Here is a 22,787-nt window from a genome sequence, read left to right on the forward strand (position 1 = left end):
CATGGACACGCCCATGTCTCCGGTACCGAAGTGTCCAGCCTCCCTGTTTCGCTTCGAGTAAGCGGGTCTGAGCGGGGTGCAGTAGTGGGTTCGGTTGCTTGTCCCCGTGCGGGCAGGGCTATGGCCCGACGCGCGGTTCGGGTGCTCCAGAATTCCTCGGGTCGTGGGCGGGCATGGTCGCTGCCATGCTTCAGGTGGCTGGCCGGGGCAAGGCCGTGAGGCGTACGAATGCGCTGGTCAGCTCGTTCCACCAGGGCCAGGTTGCGGAGATACGCAGATGGAGGCGGCGACCGCCCCAGGTGATGCGAGCGGCTGCGTGCATCAGCCGGCAGCGGAGCTTCTTCGGCTCGGCCGTGGCCAACTCGCCTTCCAGCAGCAGCATTGAGTCCACGTGGGCAGGTCGGCGCCGGTGCAGGGTGCGTCTCTCGGGGGGATCGTGCCGCCACAGACGGCCCGGCGGCCCTTGCTGAGGCGCGCGGCGACCGGCCCGGCAGCGATCACCGCTTGCAGCTTGCGCACTCGACGCGAGGCAACTTCACGCCCGGCGAACACCGGGGCTGCGGCCCTGGGCTGTGGCCGGATCAGGCGGAGCGCCGACCATGGCGCGACACGCCTCTACGGTGAGCCCCTTGGCCGACCTCCTCGCCATCCGGGCCGCACGGCGTGCTGCAGGGCACAAAGAAGCAGGCACCCGGACGAGGGACCGCCCTGGTCCCTGCTTGAGCTATCGGTTCTGCGACTGTCCCGCCTCACCTTCACCGCAGGCGACCATGGTGGCGGGCATCATGCTGGCTTCGCATAGGCCTCCGCCAGTTTCTGCTTGTCGTCCTCGACCATGTTGGTGAGGGTGATGGCAACTTCGAGTTCGGTGCCCGAAGGCGTAGGCTGCACCTTGGTAATGGTGTAACCAGCAAATGGCTCTGGACACACTGCGTAAGAAGTAACTTCTCCGCCCTGGTAGCGGGGATCATCCTTGATCTGCGTCAATGCGGCCAGCATTTCATCAAGAGTCATGCTCGAGGGCAGTCCCACTTCGCTTCTCCCTTGCACTCATGCGGAACAAGGTGTCCCTCGCGAGTGTCCTACACATGGGAATCTGCGGCACCCTGGAACGATGCGGGTGAGCCCGCAGAGCCGCCTCCACACCACGCGCAGGTTGGTAGGGGCCATGATGTCCGAGGTACAGGGGGCCATACAGCGAACGGGTGACAGCCCGGTCGAGGGCGTACGGCCCTCGGATCACGCCGCAGTCATTCGCCTGGCTCGTGATCATTCAAGACCGCAGCGTTCCTACGGCGCTCGGTTCGCCCCATAGGGGAGAGGACCAGGCCACCTCGCCGTCGACATGGATGGCCCGCAGGTAGTACCAGGTGGGCTCGGTCACGGGGTCCGGGTCGGTCCGACGCAGTCGGCGCTTAACAGCGTCCGGACGGCAGGGGTCGCGCGATCCGCGCCGCCGAGGGCCGCGCGCTGATCATGCGGGGGTAGGGCCGCGGCGGGGCATATCCCCCTGCCGGGTCTCGTCGACGCCTCTGGTCGGCTCCGAGGTGCTCCGGTGGGCCACCCGCAACCCGGGCTGCGGCCACTCGTACGTGAGGTTCCGGACCCTCGCGTCCCCGAGCAGGTCGACCTCCACCTGGTAGCGGACCGTGCCGTCGGGCCAGTTCTGCCGCGCCCGGACCGGCGCGTGCCGCCGCTTCCCGGCCGACATCACCTGGAGCGCCGGACGGTCGGTGCTGGGCGAGGTCCACGCCTCGGGCCGCGGCCCGTCCTCCGGGCGCCACGGGCGGGCCGGCTGTGCGTCCGGGATGGTGCTCATGCCTCCGACTGTAGAGGTCGGCTGTACCGGCAGTCGGTGTCCTGGCAAGCGTGCTGCTCCCCGGCAGGCCAGTACATCAGCGGCATGCCGTGGACTGGACAGATGCAACGCTCGTCGCATTGCTAATCGCAGCCGTGCGCCCCCCTGCTGGTGGCGCTCATCGTGATGGGGGTCCTGATAGGGATGAACAACCCGCAGCCTGGCCGCCCCTGAGGGGGATCGCCGAGATAAGCGCCCCCTCGTGAGCACCGGCAGCACCCTTCCAGTGTGCTCCTGTCACTGTGCCCCTGTCGGCGTACGTCCTTTCACTCTCTCGGCCCAGCAGGCGGGTTCCCGGCCGTACCCGCGGCCCCGCAGTGGCACAAGCTGGGGCTGTCAACAGGCGGGTGGTCGTGGGACCCGAGGGCTGCGCAGGCCTCGGCTCGACGAGCCGCTGTCCATCGGTACAGGAGGTGCTGGACATGGGAATAGGAAACGTCATCGATGAACTGACGGCCGACCACCGGGAGGTGGAGGAGCTCTTCGGCCGGATCGAGGCACTGCCTTTGGGAGACAAGAACCGCAAGCTCTACGCCGACCAGGTCACCATGGAGCTCGTGCGCCACTCGGTCGCCGAGGAGACCTACCTGTACCCGGCCGTGCGCGAGATGCTGGCGAACGGTGACGCGATCGCCGACAAGGAGATCGACGACCACTCCAGGGCCGAGCAGATCATGAAGGACCTGGAGGACTGCGAGGCGGACGACCCCGAGTTCGACCGGCTGGTCGGCATGCTCATGAGCGAGATTCGCACTCATGTGACTGACGAGGAGTGGAACCTCTTCCCGGAGCTGCTCCAGGCGGCCCCCGCGGCAGCGCTCGAGGAGCTGGGCGACAAGGTCCGCCAGGCCAAGAAGATGGCACCGACCCGGCCGCACCCCTCGGCCCCGGACAAACCCCCGGCCAACAAGCTGCTCGCGCCCGGAGCCGGTCTCGTGGACCGGACGCGCGACATGCTGACGGGGCGCGGGAAGAAGGCCTGACTCCGTAGGCGGCCCCTCGGGGCCACCGCTCTCCCGTGAAACCAGCGGCGCGGGATCCCATGCATGAGCGGTTCCAGGCCAAGGCTGTCGTGCGTCTTGACGCCGGAGATACCCAGGGACAGGATCGCCGCCAGGCACTCGCGGTCACCGGCCCTCCTTGCAGAATGATCTTCTTGTGGCACGGTGGAGGTGGAAGTGATCTCGTCCTTGTGGGGGTGACCCGTGGCGCGGCGGAAGCCGTGGGAGATCAGTGATGAGCTGTGGGCGTTGATTGAGCCGCTGCTGCCGAAGCATGAACGGCGGTTCCGGCACCCGGGGGCGCAAGCGGATCGATGACCGCAAGACGCTGCAGGGTGTGCTGTTCGTCCTCTACACCGGAATCCAGTGGGAGTACCTGCCGCAGGAGTTGAGGTTCGGTTCCGGTCCTACCTGCTGGCGGCGGCTGGCCGAATGGCAGGAGGCCGGGGTGTGGGAGGAACTGTTGAGGGTTCAGCACTGGCCGACGGCCTCAGGCTCGGCCAGCAGGCGTACGGCCCTGGCCGGGGCGTCGCCGACGGCCTAGGCGATGCGCTCAGCGGCCGCAGTCCTGGCGGCCGGGTCTTTCAGCCAGCGTTCTGCCGCAGTAGCCGTATCGCAGAACCGCGCTCGGGGCAGGCGCCGACGACGGCGGGTTTGGGGAAGTGGGGACGCCCGTCGGCCCTTCCTCCCAACCGATACGGGCTCTGTCTGCTCCGCGAAAGAACGTAGGCGAGTGCTCAGCGCACGAGCTCTACCCAGCCAGCCGCAGGGCTGCCAGAAGTGCATCTGGACCAGACAGTCCCTGACCGGCCCGGACACACGTAAGGAACCACTTCGGACCCCCTGAAGCTGATCTGCCTCACCGGCGGACTTTGACGGCGACCTGGGCTCCTGACCTTCGTGGACCTTGTTCCGTACGAGGAGCAGTAGAGACTCATCCAAAGGCCCGCGGGAAATCAGGCCGTGGCGGCACGCTCGATCAGATCTGCGGCCGTACGCAGCCCGTCGCGCGCCCGAATCGTCTCACCGGCCTCGGTGAGGTTGCGCCGCAGGGTCATATCGCTGAGCAACCGGTTGATTGCTCCGTGGAGTTGGGTGTCGGTGAAGCGGTACGGGTCGAGGCGGACGCCGTAACCCAGTTCGGCCATGCACTGGGCGTTGTCGTACTGGTCCCAGAACAACGGCAGCACGATCACGGGCTTGCCGAAGTGGAGGGCCTCGGTGATCGTGTTGTTGCCACCGTGCGTGATGACGAGGTCTACCAGCGGCAGGATCCGGGTCTGCGGCAGGAACTCTGTGCCCCAAGCCTTCGCGCATCGCAGCGCTCACCGGGGCGTTCGCCCCCCGGCGCACCGCTCCGCACGTACGCTGGTGACGAGTGCCGCGCGATGGGGGACAGGCGGCCGTGGGGGGAATCGTGTCGGACGGCGAAGAGGCTTCCGGGTGCGCGTACGACGCGTTCCTTTCGTACAGCCAGGCGGCGGGGGAAAGGCTCGCTCCCGCCCTGCAGCGTGCCGTCGAGACCTTCGCGAAACCCTGGTACCGGCGACGCAACCTGCGTGTCTTCCGGGACTCTACGCACGTCCCCATGACTTCGAGTCTGTGGGGCACGATCGAGTCCGCCCTCGCGGAGTCCTCGTGTTTCATCCTCATGGCCTCGCCCAAGGCCGCGGAATCGCCATGGGTGAACCGGGAGGTCGAGTGGTGGCTGCGGCACCGCCCGGTGTCGCGGCTGTACATCGTTCTGGCCGAAGGGGAACTGAGCTGGGACACGGCTCGGGGGGAGTTCGACCGGCGTCGCAGTGACGCGCTCCCTCCGGCGCTGCTGGGCGCTTTCCCCTCGGAGCCGTGGTGGGGCGACTTGCGCCGGATACGGCCCGAGCGGCTCACGGTGCGACGTGATGCCGACTTTCTGAGTTGTGTGGCCAGTCTCGTGGCGTCCCTCACCGGACGGCCCAAGGACGATCTGATCGGCGAGGAACTGCGTCAGCACCGCCGCACGAAACGGATCGCCGCGGCCGCGGTGGCCACGGTGACCGCGCTGGCCGTGACGGCGACGATCGCGGCGGTTGTGGCCGTTCAGCAGCGTGATCAGGCCCGGCGGGCCGCCGATGTCGCCACGGCCCGGCTGCTGGCCTCCTCGGCGGGCCGGGACCTGGCGGACCGGCTCGATCTCGCCGCTCTCGAGGCCGTCGCGGGCCACGCCGTGGACGTGTCGTCCGAGACGAGGGCCGCTCTCTTCCAGGCGGCCGCGGCCAGCCCCCTGCTGGAGCGGTTCGTGCACACCGACGTACGCCTCACCGCTCTGACCGTCACACCGGACGGTTCCCACGCCGTCGTCGGGGGCGAGGACGGTTCACTGCGCCGGGTGCGCCTGGCGGACGGCTCGGTGACGCGGTTGCCGGGCATGGACTCAGAGACGACCGACCTGCGGATCAGTGCGGACGGTCATCATGTGGCCGCGTGGGCGTACGGTCAGGCGCCCCGCATCGTGGACCTCACGACCGGTCGTGCCGCCGAACCGGGGGCGGTGTCCTTCCCCCGGCGTGAGCGCCCGGCGGCGGACGGCGCCACAGGGGTTTTCTCCGCGAACGAGCGCTATTACGTTAACGTGGACGACACGGGGACGGGCCGGGTACGAGTCCACCGCACGACCGACGGCCGCAGGGTCGCCGACTTCGCACCCCCGGCCGACGACGGCGGAACCGGATGGGACCTCGCCGTCAGCGGGGACGGTGCCCGCGTGGCCGTCGGGAACCAGACCATGGTCCAGGTCTTCTCCGAGCGCCCGGGCGGCTCACCTGTCCCCGGACGCCTGACGGGAGTGCCAGGGGCGCGGCTGCTCGCGCTCGACAACGCGGGACGGCGCCTCGTGACTGCCACGGGGCAACGCCTCGCTGTGTGGGACCTCGGCCGCCGGGGGCGCATCGTCCGCTCCCTCGCGCGCCTGCCGGGACCGGACGACCCGTCCTTCTCGCGCAGCGGCGTGGCGGGCGCTTCCACCTCGCGTCCCTTCATCTGGACCGACCAGGGCACCAGTACGACCGTCGCGCGGAACGGAGGGAAGCAGGAGCTGACCGGCGGCGGACCGGTGTTCACCGCAGACGCACGGCGCGTCGTCACCCACGACTACACGAACGACACCGCGGTGTTGATCGTGTGGGTCTGGAACGGTGACCGCTACCAGCAGCGTGCGCGGCTCCCTCTCCCTTCGTACGAGACGAGCGCCCTGTCCTTCACCCGCGGCGACAGCGAAGCGCTGGCGATGGACGCGAGCCGGAAGCGGCTCGTCCGCGTCCGGCTGCGGGACGGCGAGGTACTGAGGCGTATACGGGTGCCCGAGCTGACCCCGGACTCAAGAGGGGCGGTCAGCGGCAACGGGGAGTACGTGGCCTTCGGCCACGACAACGGTTCCGTCACCCTGGTGAAGGGCGAAGACGGCGACTCGGTCACGCTGTGGCGCAAGGACCGCCGCGCGGTGGGGGCGGGGATCGCCGACATCGGCATGGACCACCGGGGCCTGACCGTCAGCGTGGTGCTGGAGGACGGGGAGGTCGTGGTGTGGGACGTGGCCTCGCGGCGCCCGGGCCGGGAACTGCACGCCGGGCGGTTCGTCAAGGTGGTCACGCTGCCCGCCGCGAACGTCATCACGGGGGTGCGCGTCGACGGGACCGTGGATCTGTGGGAGTTCGACTCCGGCCGCAAACTCGGCTCCCTGAGCGTGCCGGTGGCCGACCAGGTGGGGTGGCGCGAGCCCGGCACGTACCTGTTCGTGACCGAGGTCCCCGGCTCCCACCGGATGCTGCTCCTCGCGGCGGCCCGCATCGAGTTGCTTTCCGTCGACCTCCGGGAGGGCGTGTGGCGGCAAGCGGCGTGCGGCCTGGCCGGGCGTCGGCTCGGTGCGGCGGAACTCGAGGACATCATCGGCGCGCGGCCGGCGGAACGTGTCATGTCGAGGGCCCTGCCCTGCGCTTCCTGACACCGCCGCAGCCTGGGTGCGCTCGCTCGGCTTGCGCGCGCGGACCCGGCTCAGCTCTGTGGAGCCGACGCCAACGCCAGGACCAGTGCGGCGCTGGGGGCGCAGCGCAGGCGGCCGTCCTGGGCCGCTCGGGCGGCCTCGGCCAGGGGTACGCGGTGGACACGCAGGTCCGCCTCGCCCGGTTCAGGGGCCACCGGCCCGGGGACCAGATGCTCGGCGCGCCACAGGTGGACCCGTACCGGAGTCGTGCCGGGCAGGGGGAAGAGGTGGCCGTGGCTGGTCCAGGTGCCGTCCCGGTATCCCGTCTCCTCGGCCAGCTCGCGCCGGGCCGCGGCCTGCGGATCCTTGTCGTCCGGATCGAGCGCCCCGCCCGGCAGTTGCCACAGTCGCCCCACGAGGTAGTGGTACTGCTCGACGACCAGCAGGCAGCCGTCGACGACGGCCGCGATCCGCACCTGGTCCGGCATCTCCACCCAGTCGTAGAGGCCGCGTTCCCCGTCGGGGCGCGTCACTTCGTCACGGCGTACCCCGAAGTGCTTTACGGGTAGGAGCCGCTCCCCTCCGTGACGTGTCCATGGTCCTCGCTGTTCCACGGCTGAACCGTACGGCATCGCTGCCCCGGCGCTACTTTGCGGACACGACCTAGTCCCGCGCGCGGGGAACCAACGGTGAGGCGTGGTCGTCGGGCCCGGGTGCCACCGTGCCGAGCATGGCGGCCGCGTCCCGGACACCCGCGAGACGGGCGAACGCCAGCACGTACTCCCGGGAGTGGTCCTGTACCCGGCGCAGATCCGCACGGCATTCGGGGGCCTGCGACCACTCCGACTCCGGCCGGTCGGGATGTGCTTCCTCGAAGGCGAGCAGCCGGGGGTGCCACTTGGAGAGGAACGGACGGAGTTCGGCGTTGAGGAAGCTCACCGCCAGGGCCTCCACCGTGAGGCCGGCGCTCACCTGTGTCGAGGGACGGCTCACCTTCAGCGTCTCCCGGGTGGTCGCGAACAACCCGTACAACGAGGTCATGGCCTCCCTGAGGAGCCCCTCGTCGTCATTGAGCCGCTGTACTGACACACGCGTCACCGATTCGATGAAGAGCTGCCAGGCGACCTGCCGTGCGTCGTTGTTCACGACGAAGGTCAGCTCGCTCAGCTGTGGCACGGTGACACGGACCTCGGTCAGCCGTGCGGAGCGCCGGTAGACGTCCAGACCGAAGGCGACGAGCGCGCCGGCCAGCCCTCCGGTGATGGCGAACAGGAAGGTGCCTCCGGTGCGGCTGATCGCGTAGACGCAGACACCGACCACCGCACCGGTCATCATGGAGAGCCCGACGCGGAACGCCTGCCCGGCGCCGATTCGTCTCCCGGCCGCATTCCCCCGCACCCGTTCCTCCCGACCGGCCTGCCCGCCGCGGATCCGACCGGAGCGGGACCGCACCCACGGTCCGCTTCAGTCTCCTGACGCGCAATCAAACCGAACTGGCTGCCAACTCGACAGTGACAAAGGTAACTTGAATGAGCGCACCGTGCGGGAACTCTCATTCCGGGGCATCGCCTCCCGCACGACGTGCCGGGGGAGCGCGGCCGCATGGCGAAGACGGACAAGGCGGATGAGACACGTCATGACGTGTTCATCTCCTACAGCCAGAGAGACCACCGGGCCGCGAAGGCCTTCCAGCAGAGCCTGGAGAACTTCGGGCGTCCCTGGTACCGCCCCCGTGAACTGCGCGTCTTCCGTGACACCACCAATCTGAGCGCGAGTCCCGACCTGTGGAAGGACATCGAGGAGGCGCTCGCCCGTTCCGAGTGGCTCATCGTCCTGGCCTCACCGGAGGCGGCGGACTCCCCTTGGGTTCGTGACGAGATCAAGTGGTGGATCGCGCACGGTCGTACCGACCGCATGCTCATCGCATGGACCCGCGGCAGCCTCGAGTGGGACGCTTCCCGGAAGACCTTCGACTGGTCCCGGACCGATGCCCTGCCGGAGACGGAGCTTGCGGACGCCCTCGCCGCCGCGCCACGGGTCCCCCGATGGGTGGACCTGAGATGGCTGAGCCGGCAGTTGGAGGAGCACGATCACGTCAACGCGAACGACCCCCAGCGCCGCCCCGCCACGGCGCCCGCTCGCCAGGCATGCGGTGGCGTGCCTCTGGCCGCGAACGCGCACCGCACCCGGCTGATGGCGCTCCACAGCGCACGCCATCCCGGCGGTGCCCTGCATGCGCTGCGGCGCCGACTGGGTACGCGCTTGCCGATCGACGTGCTGACCACCCACTACCCCGACCGCCACGGCCAGGTCCTGCTCAACATCGTACTCAGCCACGCCGCCGACCAGGCACTGCGCCAGGACGCCGCCGCCATGGGCCAGCACCCCCAGGAGGTACTCCGCCAGCGGGTGAGCGCATGTGTTGCCCGGGACCAACAAGAACGCGCCCGCCGCCTGGAGGAACGGCTCGAAAGCCTGCTCGCCCGCCATACCCCTGAAGAGGTCCTGGCTTGCGCGGCTGGCCTCCTGCACGGCCGTCAGCACCGCCGCGTACCAACAGCGCCGTAACGGCCCTCCTCTCTCCCCTCGCCTGAAGCCGGCGGTTGGCAAAGATCCTTTCCCGCCGCTCTTCGATCTCTCTCCTCTCTTTCACGGAGCCCTCGTTGCGCACGCCCACCAATGAACAAGCCCACGCTGTCGAGGCCTTCCAGGCAGGCCACCATCTCGTCCTGCAGGCCGGCGCCGGGACGGGGAAGACCAGCACGCTCGGCCTGCTCGCCGCCAGCACCCGCCGCCGCGGCCGCTACCTCGCCTTCAACAAGGACATCGCCCGGGACGCCGCCACCCGCTTCCCCCGCACCGTGGTGTGCAAGACCGCCCACGCCACGGCCTACGCCGCCGTCGGCCACCGCTACACGAGCCGGCTCAACAGCCCCCGCCAGCCCGCGTGGAAGACCGGCCAGGCACTCGGCATCACCCGCCCGGTCCGCATCGGCTCCCACGAGATCAGCCCCAGAGCACTGTCCCACACCGTGCTGCGTACCGTGACCCGCTACTGCTACTCCGCCGACCGCACCCTGGCCCGCCACCACGTACCGAACCTGCGCGGCCTGGACACCGCCGACGAGCACGCCCAACTCGCACACCAGGTTCTGCCGTACGCCCGCAAGGCCTGGGCCGACCTGCACGACCCCGAGCAGGGTGTCGTCCGCTTCGAACACGACCACTACCTGAAGATGTGGGCCCTGACCGAACCGAGACTCGAAGCGGACTTCCTCCTTCTCGACGAAGCCCAGGACACCAACCCCGTCCTCGAGGAAGTCTTCGCCGCCCAGCGCACCCACGCCCAGCTCGTCATGGTCGGTGACTCCGCCCAGGCCATCTACGGCTGGCGCGGCGCCAGGGACGTGATGACCGGCTTCGACGCCACGCCCCTCACCCTGACCCGCTCCTTCCGTTTCGGCCCGATGATCGCCGAAGAAGCCAACCGATGGCTGGCGCTCGCCGACGCCCCCATCCGGCTCACCGGCACCGAGACCATCCCCGCACAAGTCGGGAATCTCGACTGCCCCGACGCAGTGCTGTGCCGCACCAACATCGGCGCCATGACCGAGGTCATGCGCCTGCTCGGCTACGGTCACCGCGTCGCACTGACCCGCGGCGGGCACACCCTGGCCGCACTGGCACTCGCGGCCCGCGACCTCAAGGACGGCCGCCGAACCTCCCACCCCGAACTCGTCCTCTTCAGCTCCTGGGGCGAACTGCAGGAGTACGCCGGACATGACCCCGCCGGCGGTGACCTGCAACCCTTCGTAGATCTCGTCGACACCCACGGACCCGACGCCATCCTCGCCGCGATCAACCAGCTCACCGACGAGAAGGTCGCCGACGTCACCGTCTCCACCGCTCACACGGCGAAGGGCCGCGAATGGCACAGCGTCAGAATCGCCCACGACTTTCCACCACCCAAGGACACCGATCAACTCGACGCGCACGGCCGCCCGATCCCAGAACCGGTCAGCGACACCGACGCCCGCCTCGCCTACGTCGCCGTCACCCGCGGCCGCCACCACCTCGACCTCGGCGGCCTGTCATGGATCGACACCCACCTCGCCCCACCTCCGGCCGCCTGAGCGATACCCGGCCACACGAGTGAAACCGGAACGCCGGTCCAAGGTTGAGGGTCCAGGCTCTGGGTGACGGGTGACGTAACGGTGCCGTGTCACTCCGGCTGGCGCTCGGGCCCTCCGAAGTCTGGGCTGGTGAAGCTCGGGCGCGGGCCGGATGATCTGACCCTACTATGACCTTCGCCCGTCACCCTCGGCGCTGAAGCTGCTGTTCGCCGAACACAATCTGATGGCACGTGGAGGTTGTGCCCATCGACGGCGGGTCACCAGGCGTCGTCGTCCACGGTGTCCTCCGTTTCTCCTCGGACGATGGCGAGGTCGGGAAAGGGCAGCGATTTGTGGCGCGGCGATCCTGGGCTGACGCTGTTCGAACGACGGCTTCGGCCTGCGTAAGCTATAGCCGATCGCATCTCAAATTGGCTCTTCTCCGAGTTCCTTATACCTGTGATCGCGTTTTCAGTTCCATAGACATCCCCGCAAATGGCGAAGTAGATGTGGCTGGCCCGCCTTGAATCGACGAGCCGCCACAAACGGTGAGCCGCCGCAATTACATACATTTGCGGAAGCTCACCACTCAAGCTCCTCTTAGGATGTCGAACCACTAGAGAGGGCCGCCGCGTTCACTAATTGAGACTATCTCAGCCCCGCTTTTCTCGACCAGCCATTCCAACGCCTGAGTTGGAAAGTGATTGTCGGCACTTGAAATCGATAGCGACATACTCCCGCCCCCGCCCCAGACTATTTCCGAGATGCGCCAAAACTGATTCTCGGATGAGAACCAGTAGAGCCAGTCCAGCAGCTCCCACCCGGACTCCCTTTCCATTTTGATTCTTTTCGACTCAGAGGACCAGCGCCACATGCGCATCCATGTCCGCGACTTCGCCTGGCTGGTTTTGTCCTCAAAGCTCGACACGAGCCAATCCGGCAAAGCTTCTTGCCAGTAGAGCTCGCTCTCTTCATCGAGCTCACCCGGACGGTCCTCTACGAGCCGCCCCAGTACCTCTGCCAGGCGGGCAAGGGAATCCTTCTCCCCCTGCACGGTTACATCGAAGCAGGTGTCCAACGCACAGCCCCCTTAATCCCATCGCCTCGGCTAATCCAGGACTTTAGCCGTCCCTGGGATTATATAGTCGAACATCATCTTTGTTTGCTCGGGCCGCAGTCCGTACTGGTCTGGGTGCTTCCTATCGACCACCAAAGGACTGTCAGGGTACTTCCTGGCCATTTTCTCGGGAACGGCGTTGTTTCTCAGATGGTTCAGAAATTCTCGGTCAACCTGGAAGGTGACCGTGTGGGAACTTCCGTACTGGCTCACCCTTCTGGAAAGATACGAGTTGGCCCTTTTAGCGTTGCCGAAGTTGAGAAATATTACCTTCTTGTCCGCCCCCTTGATAAGGGGGTATCCGTTTCTGATCTTGATGCGCGAGTTTGCTTGACCTTCAACGCGGTAAACCTTTACGACTCCCGTCTCCACGCCCGGGCGCCCTATCAGGCCAACCAGAGGACCGAAGAGGGATACTGTCTGTCCCCAACTCCTGCGCGCTTGGCACTGCCAGGCAGCGTCTCCCTTGGCACACGGAAGATTGTTCCAGAATTCCGTCGCAGCCAGCTTCTGCGCTTCTTCAGCAGCCTTGATCCCATTGGGATCCCACGCAGGGTTGGTTCCCATCGCGTAGATGTCGCTATTAGGCGTCGATCGTGAATCGTCCCCCGGGCCCACCAGCAGTGTGACCTTGACACTGCCTTTGCTGTTGGTGCTTACTGTTCCGCCGTTTCCTCCGCCTAGACCGACGCTTTCTCGTGTCCCGTCGTAGGGGCCGTCGTAAGGCGGCGGAGCCCCACGTTTGTCCGGCTTCTGATGCCCCAGTTTTCCGCCGTCATCGGGCATGCAATGACCGTTGCCAGGGTCGATGCACAGACCTGTCGGATCGCTGAATGTGACGGGCGTGTTGTTCGCGTAGGCGTAGCCGTTGAGGGACTGGTGCTGGTCGAGCGTGAGTATCGGATCGGCACTGATGAACTGGCCGATCGAGGGATCGTACTGGCGGGCACCGACGTGGGTCAGGCCAGTGGACTCGTCGGCAGGCTTGCCCATGAGGGCCTTATCGTCGGGCCAGGTGGTCGCCTTTGCGCCCCGTGTCCCGCCGAAGGGCGTGCTGTGGCGCTTGGTGACCTCGTACGTGTTCGCGTCGAGGGCAATACTCGACGTGCCGTGGTGGTCTGCTGCCAGAAACCTGAGCTTGGTGCCTGAAGTGCCGGATACCGCAGTACGTATGGCGGTGGTCTGTCCGTTGGCGGTGTAGTAGCGCGTGCCGGTAAGGGTCTTTGTCGTGCCTTTATCCGTCAGGCGAGCCTCGTTGCCGCCGGGCAGGTAGAGGACGGTGTCGCCGTCGCCCTTGGATCGTCGGATCAGCAGTTCGCCGGACGCGTCATAGAGGTATGTGGTCTCCTTCGTGCTCTCGGTGAGCTTGGTCAGTTCTCCCTCGGTGTCCCAGGCCAGGGTCTGCTGGGCCGTCGGACCGGGGCGGGAGGTGGTGTTGCCGCTGATGTCGTAGGAGAAGCTACCGGTGCGGGCGCCGGTGATCTTGTCCAGCGTGTGCGGCTTGTTGTCCTTCGTCGTGTCGTCGTACGTGTAAGTGGTGGTCTGATCCCCTGAGGAGGTGTGCTCGGTCTCGGTCTTGCGCTGTCCCGCGGGGGTGTAGGTGTATGAGGTCCAGTAGGGGGCTGGACCGTCGATGTTGGACATGACGCGGCCGGAGGTCGCACAGTCTGCAGTCTTCGGTGTCCAGGCTTCGGCTAGGCGGCGGTGACCGTCGTAGGTGAAGCACTGGTAGTCAGCCTTGGTGGTGCCGCCCTGGGTGGTGGCGTCGAAGATGGAGGTGACGTTGCCGACGTCGTCCTGGGTGAACTTCAGCTCTTGTGGCATGTAGCCGTGTACGTCGTCGGTGACGTAGGCGCGGGTCAGTCGACGCGTGCCTGGCTCGTAGTCCCAGTTGAGGTATGCCTTCTTCGACGAGGCTGCGGGGTCCATGCCCAAGGCGAGCTGGCGTAGGTCGCCCTGAGGGGAGAATGTCGCGCCTTGGAGGTAACCGGTGGTACCGCTTGAGCTGATCTGGTGGCCGGTCTGGTCGTACTTGTAGGACACCGTCTCGGCAGGCAGCCCGGCGATCGCGGGAGAGTCGTACTGGCTGACGGTACCGTCAAGGTTGTAGCTGTTGGTGAAGGAGAGGGCCTTGGGGACGCCTGCGGTCACCAGAGGATCGTTGTCAGGCAGGAGCAGTTGGCTGCCGGTCTCTCGGTACAGCGGGTCGTAAGCGGTGACCTTTTGTGTGTAAGCCTGCCCGCCCACGCCGCCGGTGTAGCGGACCGCCGTGTCCTGTTGTCCCTTGGCCAGAGTGTCGAAGGTCCAGGCGGCAAGCTTGTTGGCGTCGGTCTTGGAGACCTGCCACATGCCGGTTTTGCGGCCGAGCTCGTCGTACTCGTAGAGAAGCTTCCTGTTCGAGTCGTCGTTCGGGGTGGTGCTGAGGACCTGATCGAGGGAGTCGTACTCAGTGGTGCTCTTGCCTCGTGCCGGGTCAGTAGCCGTTACTTGGCGGCCGAACAGGTCATAGCTGTATGACCACTTGGCCTGATCTGGACCGGTGATGGTTTCCTGCTGACCTGCTCGCGTGTAGGTGTAGCTGGTCGTGGTGTAGTCGGTGCCACTGGGCTGCGGGCCGCTGTACTCGCGGCGGTGGGTGGTCTGGCCGAGAGCGTTGGTTGTCACGGAGGTGGCTTGGCCGCCGCTGGGAGCACTGTTGGCGATCGTATCGCCGGTGTAGGCGGTGTTGATCGTCCAGCGTGTGGTGCCGTGGGTCTTGGTGACTGCCTTGATCGGGCGGCCGGCGCCGTCGTAGGTGGTGTCCGTCTGGATCGGCGCCTGACCAGCGGAGATCTGTGCATCGGTGGAACTGGGGGCTGAGGCGCTGTCCCAGATGTCGGCCTGCTGGCTGACCGCGAGGCCTCTGGTGTCGTAGAGGGTCAGCGAGATGAGCCTGCCGCCCTGCGGCGTGGGGGACTGGGTCTGGCGGGGTCGCAGCAGAGAGTCGTAGAAGGTGTAGCTGGTGGTGTAGCCGGAACCGTCGCCCTTCAGTGTCTCCGTGGCGACCCAGGACATCGCGGAGCTGGTGACGCTGTAGGTGTAGACGTAGTTGGGTGTCTTGTTCAGCGCCTTGAGACGGTTGGGCAGCCACACCTTGGTGAGCCGCCCGAGGCTGTCGTATTCGCTCTCTGTGATCCTGGAGTTGGGGTCGGTCACTTTGAGCGGGGCGCCCGTGGTGAAGTCGACCTTGGTCGTCTTCTTGTACAGCTTGGCGTCCTCAACAACGGAGGCTGTTACAGGGCCGGCCGCTGCTGGTGTGTAGGTCGTTTTGGAGACCTGCAGGCCATTGGTGTTCTTGACGGTGAGTGGACGGCCGAGGGTGTCAAACGTTGCGGTGGCTACCTTCTGCCAGGCGGGGACGTTGTCACTGCCGTAGCTCTTGGCCCGTCCGGTCCAGGTCGCGTCTCCCTTGGTCGGCGTCTGTGAGGCTGACCATGTGGTGACTGTCGTGTCGTCGTAAACGGTCGCGGTGTCGGCGATGACGTCGCCCGGGCGCTTTGAGTCAGTGGGCAGGTCGAGTGCTGAGTCGGCGGTGGCACAGGGCTTGGCTACCGTGCGGATGCGGGAGGTGAGGGCGTTGATGCCCTTGCTGTCGTTGCGGGCGTACCAGGTCCGGGTGCACCTTTCATCGCCGGCGACCGCGGTGTCCCCTTGGTCCTCGACGGTGTCGGCCATGCCGTAGTCGTCGAAGGTGGTTCTCACCGTGCGCACCCTGTCGTAGGGGTTGAGCTTGCTGGTGATTTTGGTGCGAGTGTGAGTAGCGTCGGTGCGCACGTAGTACGCCTCGGTGTCCGCGTACGACTTGTGCTGGGTGGCCGTCCGCTTGGACCAGGGATCGTTGACGGTGCCGGTGACCTCGGTGGCACCGTTGTACGTGACCGTTTCACGGGTGAAACCCGCGTACTGGTCGGAGTCAGTGACCTTGGCCGCTTTGATGCCGGAGACCTCGACCGTCTTGCGGGCATCGCGATCAGGGGATTTGCCGTCCGTGCCCAGGACGCGGTCACCGTGCATGCCTCGCAGATAAACGGTGACCGTTTTACTCTGAGTCCCCGTCGAGATCCCGACAAGGTGGGTGACCTTCTCAAAGCCGCGCCAGATGGACCAGGTGCGCTCCTTGGCCGGAGTCATCGGGTCCTCGTTGTAGTGCCATGCACCACCACCGGAGTACTGGTAGGTGTGCTGCACCGCTTCCGAGCCGCCCCGCGGATCAGTGGTCTGCACGGAGCTGACCGGGTACTTCTGGAACCAGTCGAGTTTTGGCTCCTTCTCGCCGTTGGGGGACCAGTACACCGGGTAGCAGCGCTTGGTGTTCTCGTCGACCTTGGGCATGGTCTGGCCGGCGACGCAATCGGCATCCTGGTAGGTGACGATGGTCTGGGCGCCGGTCTCTGACGTGACGGTCTTCAGGCGTGGCTTGTGGAACGGCAGAATATGCTCGGCACCATCGACGCGGTTGGCCCGCATCTCGTGGGTGAATCTGACGGGGTCCAGTGACAGGTCGGTGCCGCGCTTGCCGGTGTGCTTGATCTCGTCAAGCCACAGGGACTGGTCGGTCGAGTCGCCCGTGTCTCCCGGGTCCAGGTAGTGCTGCTTGAGCGCCCACACGTCTACCGGCTCGAAGTCGGGCGTGCTGGCCGCCGCGTTCCAGGCGTAGGTGGTGATGGCGGTCGTGCGTTTGCGGGTGAAGAACGTCGGGCCGGTGTTACCGGTGCACTTGTCGCCGTCCTTGCAGATCGCGTCGAAGGGTACGTCCGGCCAGTTGTCCCGGGTGTCCTCGATGAGTGAGTCGCAGCCGGTGCCGGAGGCGTCGCAGCGCTCTATGTGGCTCAGGACGACCTTGTTCGATGCGGCTGGGGAGCCGGAGAAGAGGGCGCCGGCCCGCTGGCCGTAGCGGATTTCCTTGAGGTAGCCGCCTCGGATGTAGTCGGTTCCGGTGGTGTCGTCGCCGAGTTTGTCGTAGTTGTTGTGCTCGGCTGTGTACCAGTACGACATGGCGTTGTCGTGGGTGTCGACGACGTAGTCGAGGTTCCAGCGCCAGGCCTGGTCCTTGGCCCGGCCGGAGAACGATGATCCGCTGCTGTAGCCGGGCTCTGAGGAGTCGTCGCCGAAGACAGGCACGGTCCACACCGAGTTGGTTCGGTCACCGGTCCCGGCACCATCGAGCTTGTTGAGGCCGAAGACGTATTGCGTGCCGTCACCGGTGGTGATGGTCCAGTATTCGCCCTTGCCGTCGCCCTTTCCGTCGACGACAGGATCGCCGTCGTCGCCGTTGTCGGCGCCCGTGGAATGCGTGACCGTGGAGGCGTCGTCGTCCTTCAGCCGCCATTTGCCGGTGGTGTCGTCCTTGACCAGCTCGGTGGCCTTACCGTTGAGGACGAGAGAGGCATTGTCGTATTTCCAGCACAAGTCGAACTTGTCCGTCTGGCCGTCGTCGTCGCATGAGCCATACTTGCGCTCGACGTATGACGAGGTCAGGTCAAAGCCCTCGCCGATCTGGCTGCCCTGGTTGTTGGTGCTCGCCGTGCGTCCGTCGACGGCGCCGGAGTTGTACGAGATGGACAGCTTGGGCTGGGGGCCGGCGGCGGCCGGCGGCACACGGAGTGGGTAGGACCAGGTGAACGTGCCCGATGAGCCGCCTGCTTCCCAGGTCGAGGAGGCCGACAGCGGGGTTGCCTTGTAGTCGCCGGTCGCGGACTGTGTTCCGGCGGCCAGCGCCAGCATCATGGGTGTACCGGAGGCAGGCAGGTTGACGGGGGCAGATACCCGTCCCTTAGCGCGGTCGTTGGCCGATGGGAGGTCGAGGCGCTTGCGGCATTTCGCGGTGGCCGGATCGGTGAGAGAGCAGGCAGGCAAGCGGGTCAGTTTCAGGCGTCCGGCCCAGTCGCCGCCGTAGGCGGAGGCGAAGGCCGAGTAGTCGACGCCCAGCCTAGCCTTGCCGCCTCCCTTGGGGCCTGTGATCTTGAGGGCGACGCCCTTGATGCCGAGCCTTGTCGCCGCTTTCTGGTCGAGGACTTCCACGGTGACGGACTGAGCCCTCCGGCTCTTGCCCGGTGCATTCACGGTGATCGGGAGAGAGCCTGGGGTGGCGTTGGCCGTGCCCTTGGCCGGGAGGGTCAGATGTGCCTTGCCGGCCTTGGGCCATGTGGTCCGCTTCTGCCGGTCATGGCGTGCGCGGGCGATCGCCGCCTGGTCCGCTTCTGCGGACTTCTTCACTATCGCGGCGGTCTTCTTGTTCACTTTCGCTGTGAACGGGCTGACCTTGGCCGAGCGGGGCTCTTTCAGTCGAGGAGCGCCCAGGGGGTCAGTGTCGGCGGCGAACGCCACGGGTGTGAGCAGGCCGGGAAGCATGGCCAGTCCGGTGGCTGCGGCCAGGCGGCGGGACCAGCGTCTCGCGGTCTTGCTTCTGAGGCCTGGGTCAGGGCCGGGTATGCCGAAGGGGTTCATGTGGTGTCTTCCTGATACGGCGCCAGGCAGCAGCGCGCCGGACGCGTGCCGTTGAGACGACGGAGAGCAAGCGGGGAGCGGGGCCCGTTGTGCTGGTGTTGGACGGTCATGCGCAGGTGCAGGGCGCCGGTCACCAGCACAACGGGCTACGGGAGTGTCAGATGGCGTCGGGGGTGTCCAGCACTTGGGAGCGCACCTGGTTGGCGGTCATGGCTCCGGTCCAGAGCCGCAGGTCCTGCAGGCCGCCGGGCAGGTAGTTGCCGGTCTTGCCCGAGGCGGTTCCGCGGCCCAGGCTCAGCTGTCCGCTCCCCTGCTGGGGGGTGGAGAAGCCGGGCGTCGTTTCCGAGGGCTGGTCGAATCCGCCGACGTACAGGTGGAGCCTGCCGTAGCGGGCTTCTGTCGTGCCGTCCGCTGGGTCGGTCCACTCCCAGGTTTCCTGGGCGTCAAAGGTGCCCGTGATCTGAACCCAGGTATCGGTGGCGGCCACGTCCGCTGCCGGCACCTGCGCGCTTTGAGTGACCTTGCCGTCCGGCCCCACGGCTGTACGGGTGAACTTCCATTGATAGATGCCGTCGTCGGGCTTCATGACCCACAGAGCCCATGAGGACTCCCCGCTCAGACGCTGGGCGGCCACCTGTGCCTGGTATCCGACCGGCTTGGCGTTGAGGGCCGCTGAATCCAGTCGGACGCTCGCCGAGACCGTGAACGAGCCGGTCTCGTCGACAACCGGGCCGGTGGCGGCGGCATATCCGGCTGTACCGTCCAGGAACAGGGCATTGTCCTCCTCGTTCAGCGTGGCGCCGGAGCCGGACAAGGTCATCGCCGACAGCGGGTAGGCCGTGGTCTCGGCGACCTGGGTGCCCTTGGCGGTGGTGGCGTCCCAGTGCGCGACCAATTCGTTGGCCGGCACTCCGTTCTGCAGCACCTGGGCTTCGTCCGCGACTTCTGCCGGCTGCAGGGCCCGCTGCCACACTGCGGCTTCGTCGAGCAGGCCGAAGTGGTAGTCGCCGTACTTGCCGCCCGCCTTGGACCGGCCGAACTGCAGTCCCCCGCTCGCAGTCCATGGGGTGTAGGCGGGTGCGGCCTTGGAAAGGACCACCGGCTCGCCCTGGGGCTGGCCGTTGATGAACAGCTGGATGGTGTCGTTGGCCGGGTCCGTGTCCGGGAGGTTGTCATCGCCTTCGGTCTTGAAGACGCCCGCCACGTGTGTCCACACGTTGAGTGGTGGGTTCTGCTGGTCAGCCATCGAGCGGATATACACCGGGTCCGTCTGGTCCCTGTCTGCGCGGTTGAAGACCCACTTCTTGTAGGCGGCGGAGTAGTACACGGTGAAAGAGCTGCCGTTCGTGCCGGGCGCGGACAGCACCGCTCGGTTGGCCGAAACGTTGGACAACTGGACCCAGGCGGAGACCGTGAAGGAGTCGCGGGTGTTGACCGCTGCAGCGGAGGTTGCTGCATGGCCGGTCTGCTGTGCCGGGTCGGTGGCGTCGTCGTTCAGGCGCAGCGCGTAGTCCGCTTCGCCGCGCCGGGCCCTGGTCGACCAGCCGGTTCCGGCTTCTCCGACGAGAGTCGCGTCGTGTCGCGTGCCTACGGTGGCGGTGTCTTTAGCCGTCATGGTGCCAGAGCCCGGGACTCCGTTGAGGCGCCAGCGGCCCACCGCTCCCTCGGCGGTGGCTACCTTGAAGGTGAACTCCTGATAGGCGCCCCACCGCTTGTAGACGTCCTTTGCGCGCACCGACAGCACCTGGGTGCCTGACAGCGGCGGGGTCACGTTCGGGACGGTGACCTTGAGGGTGCCGGCGACCGATTTGGCTGGGGTGGACAGCAGCTTCCACTCATAGCCGGTGACATCAGTTTTGCCGCTGGTGTTGATGTCGGCGGTGTTGGGCTGGAAGGTGAAGGAGCCGGGCACGCCCGGGCCGCCCTTTCCTTCGCAGACGTTGGCAACACACTCGGTGTAGGGAGAGCCTGCGGTGATGCGGGGCGGCTTCGGCGCCGTCGAATCAATCTTGAAGTAGCACCACGAGCTGTAGCCGGAGAACAGGTCGCCGGACTTTCCGCTGTAGGACCAGTGGGACTGGGTGCGGGCTTTGTAGCGGTACAGGCCGCCGTCGGCCCGGTTGCTCATGCGGAGCTTTTCCAGCGTGCCGTCCGGGTGCCAGCCGGTATCAGGCGCATGGCCGGTCCACACCTGGTGCCAGGCCGCGTCGTCGCCGCGTTCCACAACGTACTCGGCCTGCAGGGATCCTTCCTGGTCGCCCTTGTTGGACTCGACCTTCGTCTGGACGCGGGCCTGCACGATGGGGTCCTTGCGGGTGACGATCAACGGGTCGCTCGAGGACTTCTTGCAGTACGCGGTGGTGCCTTCACCAGGGATGAGGCCGACGTCGGTGGGCGTGCCCGGCTTGTAGGCGAAGATGACCTGCAGTTCGGCGTTGTCGTCAAACCGCTTCCAGGCGCGCGGCTCACCCTCGTCCTTGGCCCGCAGCATCAGTGTCAGGCGGCTGATCTTGCCCTCCGCGAAGGAGCGGACGGTGTTCTTCAGGTTCTCGTCCGCCTCGTCGGGATTGTCGTTGAACTCGATCCAGGCGTCAGGCTGATCGGGCGTGCACAGGCCACCGCGCCCGGCGGAGACATACCGGTCGCCCATCTGGTCCAGCTGCTTGGGACCCGGCCACCGGGTGCCTTCGGAGATGTTGTCGGTGCGCTCCAGGTCCACCCAGTAGGGAGTGCAGTTGTACGACCAGGTCTCACGGGCCCGGAAAGTGGCGTCCAGTACGTACTTGCCGGCGAGCTTCGTCGGCGCGAACTCGAAGTACATGCGGTCGACATAGCCGGCTCCGCACGAATAGCCATCGGCAGTCCCGCACTTGCCGACGCCTTTGCCGCCGTCGAACATCCAGAACTTGTCACCGTCGGAAGAGATTTTCGTGCGCTCCTGGGCGCCCAAGCCGACGGAGGGATCGATGTACACCGGGTAGACGGTGTCCTTGCCACGAAGCAGATCCAGGTCGGGGTGCACGGCCACGGTGTCCTTGTCCACCTTGACCGGCAGTACCGCGCTGGCATCTCCCTCACCCGGTTGTGAAGGATCGTCCTCCCCGGGCTCCTTCACGACCGCCTCAGCATCGGCTGCCAGGAGTTGAGGCTGCGGACCGGACTCGGTGTCATCACCGGCCGAGTCCCACATCTGCCCGGCCGGCCCTCTGAAGAGGGCATTGCCGTCCTCATCGACGGCCCGCAGACCGCCACCGGCACCAGGAACCACGGTCAGCCCGTCGCCGGATGCGGTGAGCTTGACCTGCTCCAGCTCGGGATTGGCAGCGGCTGCAGGCGTCTTCACGACGAGTACCTCGCGGTACCCCTCGGCAGTCGCCGTCAGCTGCAGATCCACCCCGTCCAACACGTCGGCGTACGTGGCTGTTGCACCCTTCAAGGTCGGCTCGGGCAACGGGTCGCCCCAGCCGAGGGTGATGGACCGGCCGTCCTTGCCCATGCGGAGCATGTCGGAACCGGAACCACCACCTGAGAAGGACAGGTCGACCGCGGTGCCCTTGGGGACGATCCGTCCATCAGGCCGGCGCTCCAGCGTGGGATCAATGGGCTGCCAGCTGCCGTCCTCCTGCTTGACGCGCTGAGGCGTGGAGGACTGGGTGAGCAGGAAGGTGCCGTCCGGGTTGGCGTGCGTGGTGGAGTACTCGGTGCGGTCAGCTACCACCTCCACGGGCTCGCCGGAAGCCTTCGCCTGCTCCAGTGCGGTCGACTCGTCCACAACAGTGGCCGCTGCATGCGTGGTTGCCGCTGCCGCAGCTGGCAGCATCGGCAGTGCGGACAGCACCAACGAGGCGGCCACACCCCCCAGCAGCATCCCGCGCGTTCTTCGCGCACGCAGAACGAACACAGCCCCCACCCCCCGCTTCACGGAGCCCACCCTCCGTCACAAAATTCACACAGGAAGCACAGAGTTAATGCAGAGTTTCCGACCGAGTCAATCAAGCGCGATCCGCATCACGCACACTTGTCCGAATCTAGCCTGAGCTGCCTCAATACACCTCCCCCACGCCCATAGACCTGAGGAACAGGCGCGGCACTCGGGCGCGGCCCAAGACAGGCGCGCCGATGACGTTGCCGCTGCTCGCCACGCGGCTGTCGCGCCAACCAGAGGCCACTCCATCAGGCCCTGAACGCCCGTCAGGCGCATACGGGGGGTCGGTTCTGAGAATGCCGCCGCTCTGCAGATCGGCTTTTCTTGGAC

The 22,787-nt window shown here is 66.7% G+C and carries 12 protein-coding genes and 2 pseudogenes; 5 read left to right on the forward strand and 9 right to left on the reverse strand.

The window, feature by feature from the left end; all coding sequences use genetic code 11:
* Positions 1-190: 190 nt before the first annotated feature.
* The 3 genes and pseudogenes from ACSUPV_RS00205 to ACSUPV_RS00215 form a co-directional block, all read right to left on the reverse strand.
* Positions 191-402: pseudogene (locus ACSUPV_RS00205) on the reverse strand (transposase); the annotation flags it as partial.
* 381 nt (positions 403-783) lie between these two features.
* Complete coding sequence (locus ACSUPV_RS00210) at positions 784-1,032, reverse strand: hypothetical protein (RefSeq protein ID WP_436946635.1); 249 nt, start codon at positions 1,030-1,032, stop codon at positions 784-786.
* Between the two features lie 442 nt (positions 1,033-1,474).
* Positions 1,475-1,819, reverse strand: a complete 345-nt coding sequence (locus ACSUPV_RS00215) for a hypothetical protein (RefSeq protein WP_436946636.1) — start codon at positions 1,817-1,819, stop codon at positions 1,475-1,477.
* Between the two features lie 461 nt (positions 1,820-2,280).
* Here ACSUPV_RS00215 and ACSUPV_RS00220 point away from each other — a divergent pair, with 461 nt between their 5' ends.
* Both ACSUPV_RS00220 and ACSUPV_RS00225 read left to right on the forward strand, forming a co-directional pair.
* Entirely contained in the window at positions 2,281-2,841 is a 561-nt protein-coding gene (locus ACSUPV_RS00220) for a hemerythrin domain-containing protein (protein WP_436946637.1), read from the forward strand.
* Between the two features lie 222 nt (positions 2,842-3,063).
* Positions 3,064-3,322: pseudogene (locus tag ACSUPV_RS00225) on the forward strand (transposase); the annotation flags it as partial.
* Positions 3,323-3,815: 493 nt separating this feature from the next.
* Here ACSUPV_RS00225 and ACSUPV_RS00230 read toward each other — a convergent pair.
* On the reverse strand, positions 3,816-4,181 hold the full coding sequence (locus ACSUPV_RS00230; protein ID WP_436949849.1) for a glycosyltransferase: 366 nt from the start codon (positions 4,179-4,181) through the stop codon (positions 3,816-3,818).
* 95 nt (positions 4,182-4,276) lie between these two features.
* Between ACSUPV_RS00230 and ACSUPV_RS00235 the strand changes: the two genes are divergently transcribed.
* The gene (locus tag ACSUPV_RS00235; protein WP_436946638.1) at positions 4,277-6,838 is read left to right on the forward strand and encodes a toll/interleukin-1 receptor domain-containing protein; all 2,562 of its coding nucleotides are present in this window, start codon (positions 4,277-4,279) and stop codon (positions 6,836-6,838) included.
* A 50-nt stretch (positions 6,839-6,888) separates the two neighbouring features.
* Here the strand turns inward: ACSUPV_RS00235 and ACSUPV_RS00240 are convergent, their stop codons facing one another.
* Positions 6,889-7,350, reverse strand: coding sequence for an NUDIX domain-containing protein (locus tag ACSUPV_RS00240; protein WP_051851259.1), 462 nt, complete (start codon positions 7,348-7,350; stop codon positions 6,889-6,891).
* A 130-nt stretch (positions 7,351-7,480) separates the two neighbouring features.
* Positions 7,481-8,215: a hypothetical protein gene (locus tag ACSUPV_RS00245; RefSeq protein WP_031114816.1), complete on the reverse strand. Its 735-nt coding sequence runs from the start codon at positions 8,213-8,215 to the stop codon at positions 7,481-7,483.
* Positions 8,216-8,419: 204 nt separating this feature from the next.
* Here ACSUPV_RS00245 and ACSUPV_RS00250 point away from each other — a divergent pair, with 204 nt between their 5' ends.
* The gene (locus tag ACSUPV_RS00250; protein ID WP_436946639.1) at positions 8,420-9,385 is read left to right on the forward strand and encodes a toll/interleukin-1 receptor domain-containing protein; all 966 of its coding nucleotides are present in this window, start codon (positions 8,420-8,422) and stop codon (positions 9,383-9,385) included.
* A 95-nt stretch (positions 9,386-9,480) separates the two neighbouring features.
* The gene (locus ACSUPV_RS00255) at positions 9,481-10,950 is read left to right on the forward strand and encodes a UvrD-helicase domain-containing protein (RefSeq protein WP_436946640.1); all 1,470 of its coding nucleotides are present in this window, start codon (positions 9,481-9,483) and stop codon (positions 10,948-10,950) included.
* Between the two features lie 595 nt (positions 10,951-11,545).
* Here ACSUPV_RS00255 and ACSUPV_RS00260 read toward each other — a convergent pair.
* The 3 genes from ACSUPV_RS00260 to ACSUPV_RS00270 form a co-directional block, all read right to left on the reverse strand.
* Complete coding sequence (locus ACSUPV_RS00260) at positions 11,546-12,007, reverse strand: hypothetical protein (protein ID WP_436946641.1); 462 nt, start codon at positions 12,005-12,007, stop codon at positions 11,546-11,548.
* 30 nt (positions 12,008-12,037) lie between these two features.
* Entirely contained in the window at positions 12,038-18,532 is a 6,495-nt protein-coding gene (locus tag ACSUPV_RS00265) for an RHS repeat domain-containing protein (protein WP_436946642.1), read from the reverse strand.
* Between the two features lie 157 nt (positions 18,533-18,689).
* Entirely contained in the window at positions 18,690-22,352 is a 3,663-nt protein-coding gene (locus tag ACSUPV_RS00270; protein WP_436949850.1) for a LamG domain-containing protein, read from the reverse strand.
* Positions 22,353-22,787 lie beyond the last annotated feature (435 nt).

It is taken from the genome of Streptomyces sp. SudanB52_2052 (assembly GCF_964272415.1).
Lineage (GTDB): Bacteria > Actinomycetota > Actinomycetes > Streptomycetales > Streptomycetaceae > Streptomyces > Streptomyces olindensis.